The sequence below is a fragment of the Ihubacter sp. rT4E-8 genome, assembly GCF_049852125.1.
GTDB lineage: Bacteria > Bacillota > Clostridia > Peptostreptococcales > Anaerovoracaceae > Senimuribacter.
The window spans coordinates 311,345-327,635 of record NZ_CP187532.1; the positions used below are offsets into that span (position 1 = coordinate 311,345).

Sequence of the window (16,291 nt, forward strand, 5' to 3'; positions counted from 1 at the left end):
TTGACTGTGAGAATAAATTAAAATGAAAGGAGAAACCAATGCCTACTATTAATCAATTAGTACGTCAGGGCAGAACCAGTTCTGTTAAGAAGTCTACAGCTCCTGCTCTCGGTAAGGGAATGAACTCTCTGAGAAGAGTCGCAACTAACACAAACTCACCGCAGAAAAGAGGCGTGTGCACTTCAGTTAAGACAGTAACACCTAAGAAGCCGAACTCCGCTCTTAGAAAGGTTGCCAGAGTACGTCTGACAAATGGTATCGAAGTTACAGCATATATTCCTGGTATCGGACACAATCTGCAGGAACACAGCGTTGTACTCATCAGAGGCGGAAGAGTTAAGGATCTGCCAGGCGTAAGATATCATATCATCAGAGGAACCCTGGATACTGCCGGTGTTAACAACAGAGGCCAGGCACGTTCTAAGTACGGTGCTAAGAGACCTAAGAAAAAATAGTTTTTCTTACTTGACTAGAAATATTCGGGAATGAAAAGAGCCCTTGATATATATACTAAGGCTGTTGTCTTTTTGATCACGGCCTCGGAAGATTGTATTGAGAGCGCTCGCGGCATCTATAGAGGATGTCGAGTACCCCCGGAAGACTGGACGTCTATTTGATTGCCGGATGATCCAGAGTAATTCCGCATGCCGAATGCGGGGTGAAGACAGATGTGCAATTACAAAAATTAGTTGAAGCAATTGTGCAGGTAATTTTGAGAATTGCAAGGCGTGCGAATGAGCAGCAGCGGTAAAATTCACCAAATCAGAGATTTGGGAATTTCTCGCATGAGACCTACCAACGATTTCTTTCAGAAATCGGGTTAGGACTTCAACGCAGTAATTCATGAAATTATCAAGCGAGGAGGGAAGAGAAGTGCCAAGAAAAGGTAACACACCAAAACGTGAAGTGCTTCCAGATCCAGTTTACGGCAGTGTTGTTGTAGCAAAGCTGATCAACAGCATCATGCTGGACGGAAAGAAGGGTGTAGCGCAGAATATCGTTTACACCGCTTTTGATGAAATCAAAGAAAAAACTGGCGAAGAACCGTTGGAAGTATTCGAAAAGGCAATGAACAATATCATGCCTGTTTTAGAAGTAAAAGCAAGAAGAATTGGTGGTGCGAACTACCAGGTTCCAATTGAAGTAAGACCAGAGAGAAGACAGACCTTAGGTCTGAGATGGTTGACTAAGTACACCAGACTCAGAGGTGAAAAGACTATGTCTGAAAGACTGGCAAAAGAACTGATGGATGCAGCAAATAACACAGGCGCGTCTGTTAAGAAGAAAGAAGATACTCATAAGATGGCAGAGGCTAACAAGGCATTTGCACACTTCAGATGGTAATCGGCTTTTCTTCAACATTTGTAGAATAATTGGAGGAAATGTAATATGGCTGGTAGAGAGTTTTCATTAGAGAAAACAAGAAATATCGGTATTATGGCGCATATCGACGCCGGAAAGACCACTACCACTGAACGTATTCTTTTCTATACCGGAAGAACCCATAAGATCGGTGAAACACATGATGGCGCCGCTACTATGGACTGGATGGAACAGGAGCAGGAACGTGGTATTACAATTACCTCTGCAGCAACTACAGCACAGTGGAAGAACCATAGAATCAATATCATTGATACTCCGGGACACGTGGACTTTACGGTAGAAGTAGAACGTTCCCTGAGAGTTCTCGACGGAGCAGTAACTGTACTTTGTGCGAAGGGCGGCGTTGAACCGCAGTCTGAAACTGTTTGGAGACAGGCAGAAAAGTATGGTGTTCCACGTATGATTTTCGTCAATAAGATGGATATCCTTGGAGCAAACTATTTCCGGGTAGTTGATATGGTTAAGGATAGGTTAAAGGCTAATGCGGTTCCTATCCAGCTGCCGATCGGTGCGGAAGATACATTCGTAGGAATTATCGACCTGGTAGAAATGAAAGCAGAGATTTATAAGGACGAGCTCGGTAAGGAATTTGATATTACCGATATTCCTGAAGATATGATGGACCTTGCAACAGAATGGAGAGAGAAGTTAGTTGAATCCGTTGCGGAATGTGACGAGGAACTGATGATGAAATTCCTGGAAGGCGAGGAACTGACTGTTAAAGAGATCAAGGATACTATCAGAAAGCAGACAATTGCTTGCCAGATGGTGCCTATGCTTTGTGGAAGCGCATATAGAAATAAGGGCGTACAGATGATGCTGGACGCAGTTATCGATTATATGCCGTCTCCAGTTGATATTCCGCCTATCAAGGGTGTAAACCCTGATACGGGGGAAGAAGACGTCAGACATGCGTCCGATGAGGAGCCATTCTCCGCATTGGCATTTAAGATCATGGCTGACCCGTTTGTTGGTAAGCTGGCTTTCTTTAGAGTATATTCCGGTACATTGGATTCCGGCTCTTATATCTATAACTCAACAAAGGGCAAGAAGGGCAGAATCGGCAGAATTCTGCAGATGCATGCTAACAAGAGAGAAGAAATTACAAAGGTTTACTCCGGCGATATCGCCGCTGCAGTCGGCCTAAAGGATACTACTACAGGAGATACCCTTTGCGATGAAAAGCATGAGATCATTCTGGAATCCATGGAATTCCCTGATCCTGTAATCGAGATCGCAATCGAGCCTAAGACCAAGGCAGGTCAGGAAAAGATGGGTATTGCGCTGGCTAAGCTGGCTGAAGAAGACCCTACGTTTAAGACTTATACAAACGAAGAAACCGGTCAGACGATCATTGCTGGTATGGGTGAGCTTCATCTGGAGATTATCGTAGACAGATTGCTTCGTGAGTTCAAGGTTGAAGCCAATGTAGGTAAGCCTCAGGTATCTTATAAAGAGACTATTTCCGGCACTGCAGATGTGGATCATAAGTACGCTAAGCAGTCCGGTGGTCACGGACAGTATGGTCACGTTAAGATCAAAGTATATCCGAGAGAACCGGGCGCCGGTTTCGAATTTGTCAACTCTATCGTGGGTGGTGCAATTCCTAAGGAATTTATTCCTAAGATCGAAGACGGTATCAAAGAGGCTATGGAAAATGGTCCTTTGGCAGGATATCAGGTTGTGGACGTAGGCGTAGAGTTGTACGATGGTTCTTATCACGAAGTCGACTCGTCAGAAATGGCCTTCAAAGTTGCTGCTTCTATGGCGTTTAGAGAAGCAGCGAAGAAAGCGCAGCCGGTTCTGCTTGAACCAATCTTTAAGGTAGAGGTAACTGTTCCGGAAGAATATATGGGTGATGTAATCGGCGATATTTCTTCCAGAAGAGGTAGAATCGAAGGTTCTGATATGAACAATGGCGCTGTCGCTGTAAGGGGTATGGTTCCTCTTTCAGAGATGTTCGGTTATGCAACTGACCTGCGTTCCAAGACACAGGGCCGCGGCGTATACGTTATGCAGTTCGACCACTTTGAGAAGTTACCTGACAGTTTAGTCGAAAAAATCGGCAATAAATAATTAAAAAGAACATTTTATCGGCAGCAGACTTCTATGCCGGAGTCTGCGTGCCGGCCCTATATACAGGAGGAAAATAAAAATGGCAAAACAGAAGTTTGAAAGAACAAAACCGCATATTAACATCGGAACCATCGGGCACGTAGACCATGGAAAGACAACACTGACAGCAGCAATCACAACAACGCTGTATCAGAGATACGGACTAGGCGAGAAGGTAGAATTTGACCAGATCGACAAAGCGCCGGAAGAAAAAGAAAGAGGAATCACAATCTCAACAGCGCACGTAGAGTATGAAACACCGAACAGACACTACGCGCACGTAGACTGCCCGGGCCACGCTGACTATGTAAAGAACATGATCACAGGAGCAGCACAGATGGATGGAGCTATCCTGGTAGTAGCAGCAACAGACGGACCGATGCCGCAGACAAGAGAGCATATCCTGCTGTCCAGACAGGTAGGCGTACCATATATCATCGTATTCCTGAACAAGTGCGACATGGTAGATGACGAAGAACTGCTGGATCTGGTAGAAATGGAAGTAAGAGAGCTGCTGGATGAGTATGAATTCCCAGGAGATGATACACCGATTATCAGAGGATCCGCACTGGGCGCATTGGAAGACCCAACAAGCGCATGGGGAGATAAGATTGTAGAACTGTTTGAAGCAGTAGACAGCTACATTCCAGAACCAGACAGAGACAACGATAAGCCGTTCCTGATGCCAGTAGAGGACGTATTCTCCATCACAGGTCGTGGAACAGTAGCGACAGGAAGAGTAGAGAGAGGCGTACTGAAGGTAGGCGAAGAAGTAGAAATTATCGGACTGACAGAAGAAAAGAGAAGCGTAGTCGTAACAGGACTGGAAATGTTCAGAAAGCTGTTAGACCAGGCAGAGACAGGAGACAACATCGGAGCGCTGCTGAGAGGCGTACAGAGAACAGAGATCGAAAGAGGACAGGTACTGGCAAAGCCGGGAACAATCCATCCGCATACAAAGTTCAAGGGACAGGTATACGTACTGAAGAAGGAAGAAGGCGGAAGACATACACCGTTCTTTAACGGATACAGACCGCAGTTCTACTTCAGAACAACAGACGTAACAGGAGATCTGCAGTTACCGGCAGGAACAGAGATGTGCATGCCAGGGGACAACGTAGTAATGGAGATCAGCCTGATCACACCGATCGCAATTGAAGAAGGACTGAGATTCGCGATCAGAGAAGGCGGAAGAACAGTAGGATCCGGCGTAGTAACAGAGATTATTGAATAATGTCTGTGAAGTAAGCAGAAGGCAGAGCTGTATAATAAAGAGAAAAAGCGAGGACAGAAATGTTCTCGCTTTTTAATTGGGATGGTATAGCCGCTCGCTACTTGGCATGATAGGCAACGAGAGCAATATCTTTTCCGCAGCTTGCAGACAGCTTTGCTTCAGCATCGCTGAGCACCTTTACATCGTCAGGCGCAAGTTGGGCAAGTTTATCCTTTTCCATAGAATATCCTCCTTTCATAGAAACATTAAGATTTAGTATTTGAAAGAGGACGAAGAATATTCGTGGTGTGCTTGTTGAAAAGCAGATGAAATCATAAGGGGGATTGTTAACGTAAAGCTAAAAGAAAATCGAATAATGGTCCAAGTATATCTAAAATATGACCGATTATCGCAAATATCGCCCGTTTTTCGCAAAGTTCTTGTTTTGCTATTACGCAAATGATATACTTAATTTAAAGAAAGAAAAATATAAAGTTGTTAGAATTATAATATTTTATGAAAAATATGATATAAAGAAAGGAGCATAATATGAAACATAAGAGATTGAAACATTTAGGTATACTTATGGGGATGATGGTATTTCTGATTATAGTTACATCAGTATCATCTTTTGGACAAAGCAATACTGGTTATAATAGAGCGGTTCAGGCAGAACCAGGCTGTTTAATTGTTGGAGAGGAAGCACCGAGTGATGTTATGCGGTATGTAAAAACTAATCTTCAGAGAATGTTGAATTCCGTTGTAGAGTGTAAAGAGTTGTACAGTATTGAAGAAGATGCATTAGAGAATGTTGAGTTGGGGCATCCGTATAGAATTTATATGGAGACACAAGATAATATACTTCTCTATAATTTTCCTATAATTAAAGATGGAGAAATTATTCTTACAGTGTCTGTACTTGAAGGTGAAGACCTATCAATAAGTATTGGAAATGAATTTGTCAAAGAGTTAAATCAGTTAAATTGTAAAATAAGTGCGACGCCATACATTTTATATGAAGTTGATGGTCAGGTATTTGCTGAAAATGCGATCGAAAAAATTGTGATTGCTACTTTATGTAATGACAGTACTGCAAAAGGAAGATGCTTCAAAGATTTATCTTATGAAGAAAAGCTAAATAAGTTTGTGAATAATAACACGAAAGTAGTTAAAATTACTGATAAGGCCTTAAAAACCTTTTATTCAGCAGAGATGCTGGAGGATGAAGAAATCAGTATTTTAGCTAGCACAAGTGGAGTAGGTAGATATGCAACAAATCCCTGTTCTATTAGCACTAATACACATAAACAATTGAATATGAACAGCTGTAAAGTGAATCAGACAGATAAAAATGGAAAAGAAAGGGGATTATGTTGGGCTGCAGCTGGGGCATCAACAATAAGATACTATAATGGGGTAACAAATGTATATGCCTATACTGTTGCAGATAAACTGGGAATTGGCTACGATGAGGGAGGATCGGCAATTGATATTAAGAATGGATTAGCTAAGTATAATATATCATATACAGCCAAAGGAGACACCATTTCGATCTCGACTGTATTCAGCAAGATTACAAGTAAAAAGCCTGTAATAATAATTGGATCAAATACTTCTAAAGGTATAGCACATGCGGTAACGATAATTGGGTGCTCTACAGGTGTAAGTAATTATGTAACTGTTTGGGATTCGGCTACTAGATCAATTAAAAACTTTGATTACCATTTGCCAGCATTCACGTTTTCATCAGGAGGAGTTGTTTATAAATGGATATCCACAACCTACTAGACGAGATGGGAAAAAAGAAAAAGAACCTGCTGCCAATTGGTTTGTTTGGAATATGCATTTTGATCATTGGTATAGCAGGAGCATTAAGTTGTTTTATGTCGAGTAGTTCTGATGTTGATCGGGTTGTCTACAATACAGGGACGAGCCAAGTATATTTAGAAAAAGCCAGGGTTCCCTCCTTTTGTAAATTTGTTGAAGAACTGGAATCTAGCCCTGTGATCGAGGAAAAAGAGTTTGACCGGACACTATGCGGATATTATATCTATGAGATACAGTATAAGGATGGGAAGAAAAAGTTTGTTGCAGTAAATGCGACAAGACTGGCTATTGATGGGATAACACATAAGTCTTCACAGGATATTTGTGATAAGTTTCAATATTTTTTTGAGGACGTATAAATGTTTAACGAGGAAATATGGGGACTAAAACCGCGTTTAGTTGTAGCTCTAATAATTCATTGTAGTTATACTATAGCGGTAAATCAGGGAAAATGAGATAGACGTAGTTTATGATATGACCGATTATCGCAAATACCGCCCGTTTTTCGCAAAGTTCTTGTTTTTACGCAAAAGATATGCTATGTTGAAAATGTCATATTGCATGTGAGCAGGCTGCAAAGCTTTTTCAGAGGCCTGCTCACGTAGCAACCTTATTGTGGAGATGAAATTTAATTTTTTTTAAAACATCCTGAAATATTTGATGATTTTTGTCGTCTTTTATTATAGAGAGCTTTTTATTCGGTTTTTGACTTAAATTTGACCATTCTGTGGTTTTATTATTGACAGAGATATTTATCGGCACGAATAGGGGACAAGGGATGAGAGTAAATAAGAGAAAGTGGATCATTACAATAATTATTATCGTAGTATTTCTGGGAACTATATTTTTTTGTCAAAGCCATTTTCTGATGTATCAAAAGCCGATGTACATCGAGGTATTGGGCGATGTAGAAATTGCGGAAGTAGAGGCAGGTTACATATCTCCGCGGGGCTGGATGCATATGGATTTGGATCGCAGTAAGATGGCGCGGCTAGTTCGTTTGATGAACTGTATGAAAATGAAACCAACTGGAGATTTTCCAGCAGAGAGATATTCCGGTAAAAGGATGGTATTTTGTATAGAAAGAGCAGATGGCGGACGAAACCGGATGGTGCTGGTTGGACAGACTCTGACAATCGATGGGGATCAAGCGTATATGTTATCTCGGAAAGAGGTCAGACAAATAGAGATATTGTTTGATGAAATTACAGTGTAGTTTGAGAGGCATCAGATAGCTTTCATATGATAAAGTATCTTGAAACGAAGGGTAAAAGGCCCTTCGTTATTTTAGTTGTGAGAGCGGAATTTTACGGCTATAGAGGAGATTTTTTTAAAAAATATGTCTGATTCGGCATGGAATGTGGTATAATGAACGCTGATGATTGAAACAGCGTTGCTGTAAGGAGGCGTTCATTGAATCATGACTTGCCATTCTATATTCAGAGGAATCGTCATGGTATAATGTCTACACACGGTGACTGGCGAGCTGAAAGCGAGGACAGAACCGATGTGTAACAGATGCCCAGAGCACTTAGCGATTGGCGAGTCGAGAGGTGAAGACAGAGGTTAGTGCTTATGGTATAATGTCTACACACGGCGACTGACGAGCTGAAAGCGAAGACAGAGCCGATGTGTAACAGATACCCAGAGCGCTTAGCGAGTGGCGAGCCGGGAGGCGAAGACAGAGGTTAGCGCTTATGGTATAATGAACGCTGATGATTGAAAAAAAGAGGTAAATATGGAAAGTATCATTCGTATTGAGAATTTGGTTTTTGAATATATGTCGGGTGAGGATGAATCTCCTGTACGAGCTATCGATGATGTTTCGCTGCGTTTTGAAAAGGGAAGCTTCACGGCGATTATCGGACGTAACGGATCGGGGAAGTCTACGTTGGCAAAGAATCTGAACGGATTACTGTTGCCCAGCAGCGGCGCAATCTACGTGAAAGGCTGGGATACAAAGGATGAGGATCATATCTGGGATATTCGTCAAAGCGCGGGGATGGTGTTTCAGAATCCTGATAATCAGCTGGTATCTTCAATTGTAGAGGATGATGTCGCCTTTGGTCCTGAAAATCTGGGAATAGAGCCTGATGAAATCAGAAGACGGGTGGACAAAGCTCTGGCATCCGTCAATATGGGCAGGTACAAAAAGAAAGCGCCTCACAATCTGTCAGGGGGTCAGAAGCAGCGTATCGCCATTGCCGGCGTTGTTGCCATGAAGCCGGAATGCATCATCTTTGACGAGCCGACGGCGATGTTGGATCCTAAGGGGAGAAGTGAGATTATGGAAATCATAAAGGAACTCCATGAGGATGGAATAACTGTAATTCTGATTACCCATTTTATGGATGAAGCAGTTCAAGCTGATCGAATTGTGATTATGGATAACAGCCAGGTGCTTTTGGACGGAACTCCGGCTGAGATTTTTGCCCAGGAGGAGACTTTGCGAGAGGTCAATCTAGAAGTGCCAATGGCCGTAGCGCTAGCAGAAAGACTACGAAAAAGAGGGATTAAGATTCCCGAAGATATTATTACAAGCGAAGGATTGGTAGAATTTATATGTCAATACAAGTAAGAAATTTATCACATATCTATTCGCCGGGTATGCCGGAAGAACATCAGGCATTGGACAATATCAACTTTGACATCTATGACGAGGAGATCGTCGGTATTATCGGCCATACTGGATCAGGAAAGTCTACTCTATTGCAGCATCTTAATGGTTTACTGAAGGCGACTGATGGAAGTATTGTTATCGGTGATGTGGACATAACAAAGCCCGGCGTCAGCATGCGCGATATTCGCAGACGGGCTGGCTTGGTCTTTCAATATCCTGAGTACCAGCTTTTTGAGGAAACAGTGGCAAAGGATGTAGCGTTTGGGCCGAAAAATCTGGGGTTGTCGGCAGCAGAAGTGGAAGAACGAGTAGAGGAAGCAATTCAGCTGGTAGGGTTGGATTATAACATGATTAAGGACCGATCACCCTTTGAACTGTCTGGAGGGCAGAAGAGACGGGTGGCTATTGCGGGAGTTATCGCAATGAAACCGCAGGTGTTGATTTTGGATGAGCCTACTGCGGGTCTTGATCCCGGCGCGCATCAGGATATTTTGACAATGATTCGGCAGGTGCATCAAAGTCAGGGAGGCATCATCATCTTTGTTAGCCATAATATGGCTGATGTAGCGGAGCTTTCCCATAAGGTTATGGTTATGAGCCAGGGTAAAATGGTCATGATGGGCACACCGGAAGAAATTTTTTCTCAGGGACATCGTCTGGCAGATTTGGGATTAGGCGTTCCACCGGTCACCCAACTGATGCACAGCCTGAGGGCGCGAGGCGCGGATGTGTCTGAACATATTCTATCTCTAAAAGAAGCTGAGACGGAAATTTATAATTATTTGCAGAGGAAGAAATGATAAGAGATATTACGTTGGGTCAGTATTATGGGAGCACGTCCCTTATTCACAGACTGGATCCGAGATTAAAAATTATAGGGACGCTGGTGTTTATTGCGGCGCTTTTTGTAGCAAACGACTTTATCGGCATGGCAATTTGCGCGTCTGTATTAGCGCTGGCAGTTAAGCTGTCAAAGGTACCGCTGACATTTATTCTGCGGGGGCTGAAGCCGATCCTGATTTTGGTAATATTCACTTTCTGTTTGAACATCTTCATGATGGATGGACATATATTGTGGCAGTGGGGATTTTTAAAAGTGACAGCGGAGGGCTTGTACCAGGCTATATTTATGGCGATACGGTTAATTCTGCTGATTATCGGCTCGTCTCTTCTGACGCTTACTACAAAGCCCATCAGCTTAACTGATGGTATTGAGAGACTGCTACGTCCGTTGACGGCAATTGGCGTGCCCGCGCACGAGATCGCTATGATGATGTCTATTGCTTTACGTTTTATTCCAACTCTGTTGGAGGAGACGGATAAGATTATGAAGGCGCAGCAGGCAAGAGGAGCGGATTTTGAAAGCGGAAATTTGCTTGCCAGAGCCAAATCCCTGGTGCCTATTTTGGTGCCGTTGTTTGTCAGTGCGTTTCGTATCGCTTCTGATTTGGCCATGGCGATGGAGGCCAGATGTTATCGTGGTGGAAAGGGTAGAACGCGTATGCATCAGATGCGCTTTACCAGAGCTGATATGGCTGCGGCATCTGTTATGTTTTTGCTCCTTGGGGTGGTAATTGCAGAGAGGATATTGCTATGAGGCAGAGAAAAATAAAAAATTTGGATGAAAGGCTGGCCGAATTTAGCCAGTTTATTGTAGAAGAACCTGAAAAATACCGGGGACGGTGGAGAGAGTTTTTTGGCAACGATAGACCTATTTGGTTGGAAATAGGCTGTGGTAAAGGAAAGTTTATTACTGCTCACGCGGCAAGACATCCTGAGAGAAATTATATCGCTATAGAGGGCCACGAAAGTGTAGTGCTGAGAGCGCTGGAAAAGGCTGGAGAATTTTCCGAAGATATGCGCAATCTGTGCTTTATTCTGGAATATGTCAAGGATATCAGAGAACTGTTTGGCGATGGAGAATTGGCTGGAATTTATTTGAATTTCAGCGATCCGTGGCCGAAGGACCGCCATGCGAAAAGACGGTTGACTTATGGGAAGCGGCTGCGTCAATATGTGCAGATTTTGCAGGAGGATGGAGCGATAGCTTTTAAAACTGACAATGACGACCTGTTTGAATTTACCATGGAGCAGATTCGGCAGGAGGATATGAATGTCATAGAATTAAGCAGGGACTTGCACCGGTCGTCATATAATCAAGAAAATATTACTACGGAGTATGAAGATAAATTTGCTGCCGTAGGGAAGAATATCAATTATGTAAAGTTCAGAGCCTGATTTCAGGCTCTGTTATGCGTTTAAAAACGTTAAAAGGAAAGGTACTTGGCGGGATCTACATTTTTTCCATTTTTTAATATCTCGAAGTGCAGATGAGGCTTTTCCATAGATTCATAGAGAGCGGTTTTACCCACGTTGCTGATGACCTGTCCTTTCTTTACCGTATCGCCCTTTTCGGCTAGCTTTCCGGTGGAAAGGTTACTGTATCGTGAGATTAAACCTCCCTTGTGTGTGATTTCGATTGTCGTACCGTAGGCATCGTCTTCGTAGACGTCAGTAATCGTGCCGTCGGCTATCGCCTTGACGCCACTGCCTGACGGCGCTTGGAAATCTATTCCCGGGTGGGTCATGTACTGGTCCAGTGTCAGATTATAGATGACCATGTCCATGGAATATTCTTTGGAAATTTTAGCGGCGGCCATGTCCATGGGACTGATGAACGTATTTGTCTTCGGCGCTTCATTACGACTATCTACTGTCGGAATTTTTGCAGACGCCTGTTCAGAGTCGTCTTCGCTTTTCTCTGCAGGCTTGGCCTTATTCTTGTTTTCATCGGCAGCGGTCTTCTTTGTGACTGGTACATCCCCCGCGCTTTGAGAAATTTTATCGATACTGGCCTTAATCGTAAAAATTGAAGTCAGAGCAATGAGGCAGAAACAGAGCATCAGTGCAGCCGCGACTTTATCCTTTCCTTTTTTCTTTTCAACCTGTCGCATATTCTTCACCTCCTGCCACTATTATCACCAACTGCTGCCAATCTCATACGAAGAAGAACTTGTAAAAAAAATAACTTCACTGTATAATAAACAAAGTATGAAGAAACTATTTTACAGGAGGTGTCAATATGGCTGAATTTATTATGGCGGTACAGAACGGAAGGAATATTCCCACAGAAGACAAAATATTCGGCATTAGTCGCAGAGCCAATGAAATGAAGGAAAAGCAGGGAGCGGATGCGGTGATCAACGCAACGATCGGAGCGCTTCTTAATGATGATGGGGAATTGATGGTGTTATCTTCTGTAGACGATACCTTTGCAAGTCTCAAACCAGAGGAATATGCTAGCTACGCGCCCATAGGCGGAACGCCTGCTTTTCGGAAAGCCGTAATCAAAGCAGCCTTTGGCAAACGTCAGCCGAAAGCTTTTGTGGAAGCAGTAGCTTCGCCTGGAGGCACTGGTGCGCTTCGTAATATTATTGCCAATTATTCCTGTCCTGGGGATAAAGTTCTGACCAGCGATTGGCATTGGTCGCCGTACGGAACGATTGCAGCGGAGATCGGGCGCAGCATCGACACCTATACCATGTTTACTGAAGATAGAAAGTACAATGCAGAGGCTCTGGCTCAGAAAATAGCAGAGATACTTTGTTCGCAGGATCATCTGGTGATCATCATTAACACCCCGGCTCATAATCCGACAGGATACGCGTTGACAGGAGAGGACTGGCAGCAGGTGGTAGCTGTTCTCAATGGAGTTTCTCCAGAGAAACGTGTGACGTTGCTGATTGACGCCGCGTATATTGATTTTGCCGGTGATGAAGAAGAACAGCGCGCGTTTCTGCCGTTCTTAGAGGGACTTCCGGAGCACGTGCTGCCGGTAATGGCATATAGCGCGTCCAAAACGTATACGATATACGGTATGCGTTGCGGCGCAGCAATTTGTCTGGCGCCTACCAGAGAGATTGCCGACGAATTTCGCAGGGTTTGCGAGTTTTCTTCCAGAGGAAGCTGGTCCAATTGTGCCAAAGCAGCGCAGAGTATCATTGCTAATATTTTTGACGATGAAGCGCTATTGTCTAAGGTTACAGAGGAGAGAGCAGAAATACGGGATATGCTCTTGGCGAGAGGGAAGGCATTTGAGGAAGAAGCTAAGAAAGTGGGGTTGGTGACAGTGCCTTTTGACGCGGGCTTCTTTGTCTCCATCCCTTGTGATGATCCGGACAGCATCAGCGCACGGCTGGAAAAGGAGGGTATTTTCTTAGTACCTTTGGCAAAGGGTCTGCGTGTATCGGTAGCGTCTGTGTCTGAAGAAAAATGTCGATTGCTCCCGGCGAGAATCGCTGAGGCTATGAAAGAGGTGTAAATAATGAAGCTTATCTCATGGAATGTAAACGGTCTTCGCGCCTGTCTGGGAAAAGGCTTCCGCGAATCCATGCTTGACTTAGATCCGGATTTTATTTGCATACAGGAAACAAAGATGCAGGAGGGTCAGGCACAGGTTGAACTGCCGGGGTATTCCTATGAATACTTTAGCAGCGCTGAAAAAAAGGGTTACTCAGGAACAGCTGTCTTTGCTAAGGAAGAACCCATCAGCGTGCAGATTAATTTTGGCCGTCATACGGATGAAGGCAGAGCAGTCATACTGGAATATGAGAAATTCTATTTGGTCAATGTATATGTGCCTAATGCGCAGGATCAACTGAAGCGTATCGGTTATCGAATGGAATGGGAAGATGATTTCAGGGAGTTTGTTTTGTCTCTGGATCAAAAGAAGCCTGTGATTATTTGCGGCGATATGAATGTGGCAAAGGAAGAAATAGATTTGAAAAATCCGAAATCCAATCGGGGAAACGCTGGATTCTCCGATCAGGAAAGGGAGAAGATGAGGCAGCTGCAAGCCGCGGGATTTACAGATTCGTTCAGATACCTGTATCCTGAGACAACCGGCGTTTACAGCTGGTGGTCATATAGATTTAATGCTCGAAAGAATAATGCGGGATGGAGAATCGACTATTTTCTGGTCAGTGAACGGCTGAAGAATCAGATTAAAGATGCAAAGATTCACGTGGATATCTTTGGAAGCGATCACTGTCCCGTAGAATTAGATATCGAGATATAAATAAACTCGAATAGTAAGAAAGATCCGGACAAAGCTGGATCAATGAATAGATAGTCCGCTGATCATCAGATCTTTGCCGATGGAGATGGTGAAATCAGCGGATTCGTTTTCATATTGGCATTTGACGATGCATTGAACGTAGGGCTGGCCTTTTGTTTGCTTCGCCGTAACAGAAAAGCCTTTAAACCGTACAAAATCGCCGAGACTGTCCAGAACGGGCGAGAGAATTGATTCCAGACGAGCACAGCTCATAGAATCGCGCATAGCTGGTGACAATAGGCTGTAGCAGTTTTCGTAGGCGCGTCGGTTAGCTTTTGTAATAAAATTTTTAGATAAGGTAAGAGCCTGATTCTTTTCAAAGCCTTCCGGCATAGCGCTGTTTGCGGCACAGAGACCCAGAAGCAGAGCCATAGATGCCGGTATGACGATGTATCTCTTTTTCACTTACTACCTCCAATGCATGTTGCTTTTTTAATCATATCACGGATTACTGCCAGTTGCAAGGCAGGACGCAACATTGCTTGAAGCAGAAAGGATGATCCTATGATGTTGACCTTGATTATACTCATTGCTTTTGTCGCCGGTTTTTTATATTGGAGCGATAAGTCCATTACTGCTTCGTATTACCCAATAGCAAGCCGCGCCGTACCCACGGCCTTTGATGGGTTTGTTATAGTGCAGGTATCCGATTTACAGAGCAGCCGCTTCGGACGAAATCAGGAACGGCTGACTAAGGCAGTTGATAAAGCGTCACCAGATATTATCATCTTTACAGGTGATTTGCCGGATCGGAATCATACTGATTATCAGGCGTCCTTACAGGCTATGGAAAGACTGGCAGCTATCGCGCCTGTTTATTATGTCAATGGAAATCATGAGCTGGCGCTGCCATTTGATGAAATATCGCAAATGTACGATGCAATGAAATCTATGGGAATCCATCTTCTTTTTGACCGTGGCGAGGCGATATGCCGTGGACGCGACCGATTGATTCTCCTGGGGATTTCCGAAGAAACTCTGTACGCGGCAAAGGGTGTCAGTCCGGGAGGTTTGCAGCCTGGCCGGATGGATACGGCTTTTGACGCTTCTACGATCATCAGAGAAATAGAAGCTATAGCTGATGGTCTGCAGCCATCTGATCTGGTTGTCCTGCTGGTCCATGAACCTCAGTATTTGGATACCTACGCAGCTGCGGCAGAGGGCAGAGTGGATTTAGTGTTTTCCGGACACGCCCATGGAGGTCAGATTCGATTGCCCTTTACCGAGGGTCTCTTCGCGCCGGGACAGGGAATTTTGCCGAAGCTGACCAGCGGTGTTCATCAACAGGGAAATACGAAGATGGTGATCAGCAGAGGATTGGGAAACAGTACCTTCCCGTTCCGGCTCTTTAACCGACCGGAAATTGTAGTGTGCCGGTTGGCAATGGAGTAAATAGAAAATTATTGACATAATATCCAATTTATGGTAAAGTATAGACGTGGGCCGACTGGCATGGAAAGGAAATGAAAATGCCAGAGAAAAGTAACAACATTACGTACGAGATCAGAGAACATATTGGAACGATCAGCAGCTGGGATTCCGGTTGGAACAGAGAATTAAATCTAATCAGCTGGAATGGTGCGAAGCCTAAGTATGATATCAGAGAGTGGGACGAAGAACATGAACGAATGAGCAAAGGAATTACCTTGCATCCATGGGAAATGAGAAATTTGGTAGATTTGTATTTGGCCGATAACAGCCGTAAGGCCGTAGCGGAAGGGAAAGCTAAGGAAGCGGAGCGGAGAGCGCGCCGGGCAGAGCAACGCAGAAGCGGGGATGAATTATTGGTTGATGATGTAAGCCAGTCATCTGCAGAGAATACAGTTCTTTGTCAGACTTGTTTGGACCAGGTGAATGATCTGAATGAAGGGGGACAGTCACAGACGCCGTTCACGCCAGAAGCTTTAGACGAGACAGGAGCGTCGGAAGGAAACCCTTTGATAGAGGATGAGGGCAAAGCTGAATTTTAGGCTTGACTTGACGCACCAAATGGCTGCGGCAGGCATAGTATATATCA

18 protein-coding genes are annotated in these 16,291 nt (G+C 44.0%); 15 read left to right on the top strand and 3 right to left on the bottom strand.

What is annotated here, in order from left to right; translation table 11 throughout:
- Positions 1-38: 38 nt before the first annotated feature.
- The 4 genes from rpsL to tuf all read left to right on the top strand — a co-directional run bounded on the left by rpsL (position 39) and on the right by tuf (position 4,732).
- Positions 39-455 carry a 30S ribosomal protein S12 gene (gene rpsL, locus ACPW7J_RS01435; protein ID WP_161875474.1) on the top strand — a complete coding sequence of 139 codons (417 nt, stop codon included), beginning with the start codon at positions 39-41 and terminating at the stop codon, positions 453-455.
- Positions 456-873: 418 nt separating this feature from the next.
- Positions 874-1,344 (top strand): 30S ribosomal protein S7, encoded by a 471-nt coding sequence (gene rpsG / locus ACPW7J_RS01440; protein ID WP_161875473.1) that lies wholly within the window; start codon positions 874-876, stop codon positions 1,342-1,344.
- A 45-nt stretch (positions 1,345-1,389) separates the two neighbouring features.
- The gene (gene fusA / locus ACPW7J_RS01445) at positions 1,390-3,459 is read left to right on the top strand and encodes an elongation factor G (protein WP_161875472.1); all 2,070 of its coding nucleotides are present in this window, start codon (positions 1,390-1,392) and stop codon (positions 3,457-3,459) included.
- A gap of 79 nt (positions 3,460-3,538) precedes the next feature.
- Positions 3,539-4,732 (top strand): elongation factor Tu, encoded by a 1,194-nt coding sequence (gene tuf / locus ACPW7J_RS01450; RefSeq protein WP_161875521.1) that lies wholly within the window; start codon positions 3,539-3,541, stop codon positions 4,730-4,732.
- A gap of 97 nt (positions 4,733-4,829) precedes the next feature.
- Here tuf and ACPW7J_RS01455 read toward each other — a convergent pair whose 3' ends face one another.
- Positions 4,830-4,952, bottom strand: a complete 123-nt coding sequence (locus tag ACPW7J_RS01455; protein ID WP_424960515.1) for a hypothetical protein — start codon at positions 4,950-4,952, stop codon at positions 4,830-4,832.
- Positions 4,953-5,260: 308 nt separating this feature from the next.
- Between ACPW7J_RS01455 and ACPW7J_RS01460 the strand changes: the two genes are divergently transcribed.
- The 7 genes from ACPW7J_RS01460 to trmB all read left to right on the top strand — a co-directional run bounded on the left by ACPW7J_RS01460 (position 5,261) and on the right by trmB (position 11,396).
- A complete protein-coding gene (locus ACPW7J_RS01460; RefSeq protein ID WP_425756063.1) occupies positions 5,261-6,499 on the top strand; it encodes a hypothetical protein in 1,239 nt (412 codons plus the stop codon).
- Positions 6,478-6,897: a hypothetical protein gene (locus ACPW7J_RS01465; protein WP_424960226.1), complete on the top strand. Its 420-nt coding sequence runs from the start codon at positions 6,478-6,480 to the stop codon at positions 6,895-6,897. The genes ACPW7J_RS01460 and ACPW7J_RS01465 overlap by 22 nt, the downstream gene beginning before the upstream one ends.
- 419 nt (positions 6,898-7,316) lie before the next feature.
- The gene (locus ACPW7J_RS01470; RefSeq protein WP_425756064.1) at positions 7,317-7,754 is read left to right on the top strand and encodes a hypothetical protein; all 438 of its coding nucleotides are present in this window, start codon (positions 7,317-7,319) and stop codon (positions 7,752-7,754) included.
- 522 nt (positions 7,755-8,276) lie between these two features.
- On the top strand, positions 8,277-9,116 hold the full coding sequence (locus tag ACPW7J_RS01475) for an energy-coupling factor transporter ATPase (protein ID WP_161874393.1): 840 nt from the start codon (positions 8,277-8,279) through the stop codon (positions 9,114-9,116).
- A complete protein-coding gene (locus tag ACPW7J_RS01480; RefSeq protein ID WP_425756066.1) occupies positions 9,101-9,958 on the top strand; it encodes an energy-coupling factor transporter ATPase in 858 nt (285 codons plus the stop codon). The genes ACPW7J_RS01475 and ACPW7J_RS01480 overlap by 16 nt, the downstream gene beginning before the upstream one ends.
- Positions 9,955-10,755, top strand: a complete 801-nt coding sequence (locus tag ACPW7J_RS01485; RefSeq protein WP_425756068.1) for an energy-coupling factor transporter transmembrane component T family protein — start codon at positions 9,955-9,957, stop codon at positions 10,753-10,755. Before ACPW7J_RS01480 ends, ACPW7J_RS01485 begins: the two co-directional genes overlap by 4 nt.
- Positions 10,752-11,396, top strand: a complete 645-nt coding sequence (gene trmB, locus ACPW7J_RS01490; RefSeq protein ID WP_161874390.1) for a tRNA (guanosine(46)-N7)-methyltransferase TrmB — start codon at positions 10,752-10,754, stop codon at positions 11,394-11,396. The genes ACPW7J_RS01485 and trmB overlap by 4 nt, the downstream gene beginning before the upstream one ends.
- Before the next feature lie 29 nt (positions 11,397-11,425).
- Here the strand turns inward: trmB and ACPW7J_RS01495 are convergent, their stop codons facing one another.
- On the bottom strand, positions 11,426-12,112 hold the full coding sequence (locus ACPW7J_RS01495) for a M23 family metallopeptidase (RefSeq protein ID WP_161874389.1): 687 nt from the start codon (positions 12,110-12,112) through the stop codon (positions 11,426-11,428).
- 128 nt (positions 12,113-12,240) lie between these two features.
- Between ACPW7J_RS01495 and ACPW7J_RS01500 the strand changes: the two genes are divergently transcribed.
- Together ACPW7J_RS01500 and ACPW7J_RS01505 are read left to right on the top strand one after the other, a co-directional pair.
- Positions 12,241-13,479: an aminotransferase class I/II-fold pyridoxal phosphate-dependent enzyme gene (locus ACPW7J_RS01500; protein ID WP_161874388.1), complete on the top strand. Its 1,239-nt coding sequence runs from the start codon at positions 12,241-12,243 to the stop codon at positions 13,477-13,479.
- Positions 13,480-13,482: 3 nt separating this feature from the next.
- Positions 13,483-14,235, top strand: a complete 753-nt coding sequence (locus tag ACPW7J_RS01505; protein WP_161874387.1) for an exodeoxyribonuclease III — start codon at positions 13,483-13,485, stop codon at positions 14,233-14,235.
- A 39-nt stretch (positions 14,236-14,274) separates the two neighbouring features.
- Here ACPW7J_RS01505 and ACPW7J_RS01510 read toward each other — a convergent pair whose 3' ends face one another.
- Positions 14,275-14,679: a DUF3887 domain-containing protein gene (locus ACPW7J_RS01510; RefSeq protein WP_425756070.1), complete on the bottom strand. Its 405-nt coding sequence runs from the start codon at positions 14,677-14,679 to the stop codon at positions 14,275-14,277.
- A gap of 99 nt (positions 14,680-14,778) precedes the next feature.
- On the opposite strand from ACPW7J_RS01510, the gene ACPW7J_RS01515 reads away from it, so the two are divergent.
- Together ACPW7J_RS01515 and ACPW7J_RS01520 are read left to right on the top strand one after the other, a co-directional pair.
- On the top strand, positions 14,779-15,666 hold the full coding sequence (locus ACPW7J_RS01515) for a metallophosphoesterase (RefSeq protein WP_425756072.1): 888 nt from the start codon (positions 14,779-14,781) through the stop codon (positions 15,664-15,666).
- Positions 15,667-15,743: 77 nt separating this feature from the next.
- Entirely contained in the window at positions 15,744-16,244 is a 501-nt protein-coding gene (locus ACPW7J_RS01520; RefSeq protein WP_425756074.1) for a YdbC family protein, read from the top strand.
- Positions 16,245-16,291: the final 47 nt, after the last annotated feature.

What these genes read in the sequence shown, in the direction of transcription:
- ACPW7J_RS01485 (WP_425756068.1), top strand. Translation starts at nt 9,955, where the DNA reads ATGATAAGAGATATTACGTTGGGTCAGTATTATGGGAGCACGTCCCTT.
- ACPW7J_RS01475 (WP_161874393.1), top strand. Translation starts at nt 8,277, where the DNA reads ATGGAAAGTATCATTCGTATTGAGAATTTGGTTTTTGAATATATGTCG.
- ACPW7J_RS01465 (WP_424960226.1), top strand. Translation starts at nt 6,478, where the DNA reads ATGGATATCCACAACCTACTAGACGAGATGGGAAAAAAGAAAAAGAAC.
- ACPW7J_RS01500 (WP_161874388.1), top strand. Translation starts at nt 12,241, where the DNA reads ATGGCTGAATTTATTATGGCGGTACAGAACGGAAGGAATATTCCCACA.
- ACPW7J_RS01480 (WP_425756066.1), top strand. Translation starts at nt 9,101, where the DNA reads ATGTCAATACAAGTAAGAAATTTATCACATATCTATTCGCCGGGTATG.
- ACPW7J_RS01505 (WP_161874387.1), top strand. Translation starts at nt 13,483, where the DNA reads ATGAAGCTTATCTCATGGAATGTAAACGGTCTTCGCGCCTGTCTGGGA.
- tuf (WP_161875521.1), top strand. Translation starts at nt 3,539, where the DNA reads ATGGCAAAACAGAAGTTTGAAAGAACAAAACCGCATATTAACATCGGA.
- trmB (WP_161874390.1), top strand. Translation starts at nt 10,752, where the DNA reads ATGAGGCAGAGAAAAATAAAAAATTTGGATGAAAGGCTGGCCGAATTT.
- fusA (WP_161875472.1), top strand. Translation starts at nt 1,390, where the DNA reads ATGGCTGGTAGAGAGTTTTCATTAGAGAAAACAAGAAATATCGGTATT.
- rpsL (WP_161875474.1), top strand. Translation starts at nt 39, where the DNA reads ATGCCTACTATTAATCAATTAGTACGTCAGGGCAGAACCAGTTCTGTT.
- ACPW7J_RS01515 (WP_425756072.1), top strand. Translation starts at nt 14,779, where the DNA reads ATGATGTTGACCTTGATTATACTCATTGCTTTTGTCGCCGGTTTTTTA.
- ACPW7J_RS01460 (WP_425756063.1), top strand. Translation starts at nt 5,261, where the DNA reads ATGAAACATAAGAGATTGAAACATTTAGGTATACTTATGGGGATGATG.
- ACPW7J_RS01470 (WP_425756064.1), top strand. Translation starts at nt 7,317, where the DNA reads ATGAGAGTAAATAAGAGAAAGTGGATCATTACAATAATTATTATCGTA.
- ACPW7J_RS01520 (WP_425756074.1), top strand. Translation starts at nt 15,744, where the DNA reads ATGCCAGAGAAAAGTAACAACATTACGTACGAGATCAGAGAACATATT.
- ACPW7J_RS01455 (WP_424960515.1), bottom strand. Translation starts at nt 4,952, where the DNA reads ATGGAAAAGGATAAACTTGCCCAACTTGCGCCTGACGATGTAAAGGTG.
- ACPW7J_RS01495 (WP_161874389.1), bottom strand. Translation starts at nt 12,112, where the DNA reads ATGCGACAGGTTGAAAAGAAAAAAGGAAAGGATAAAGTCGCGGCTGCA.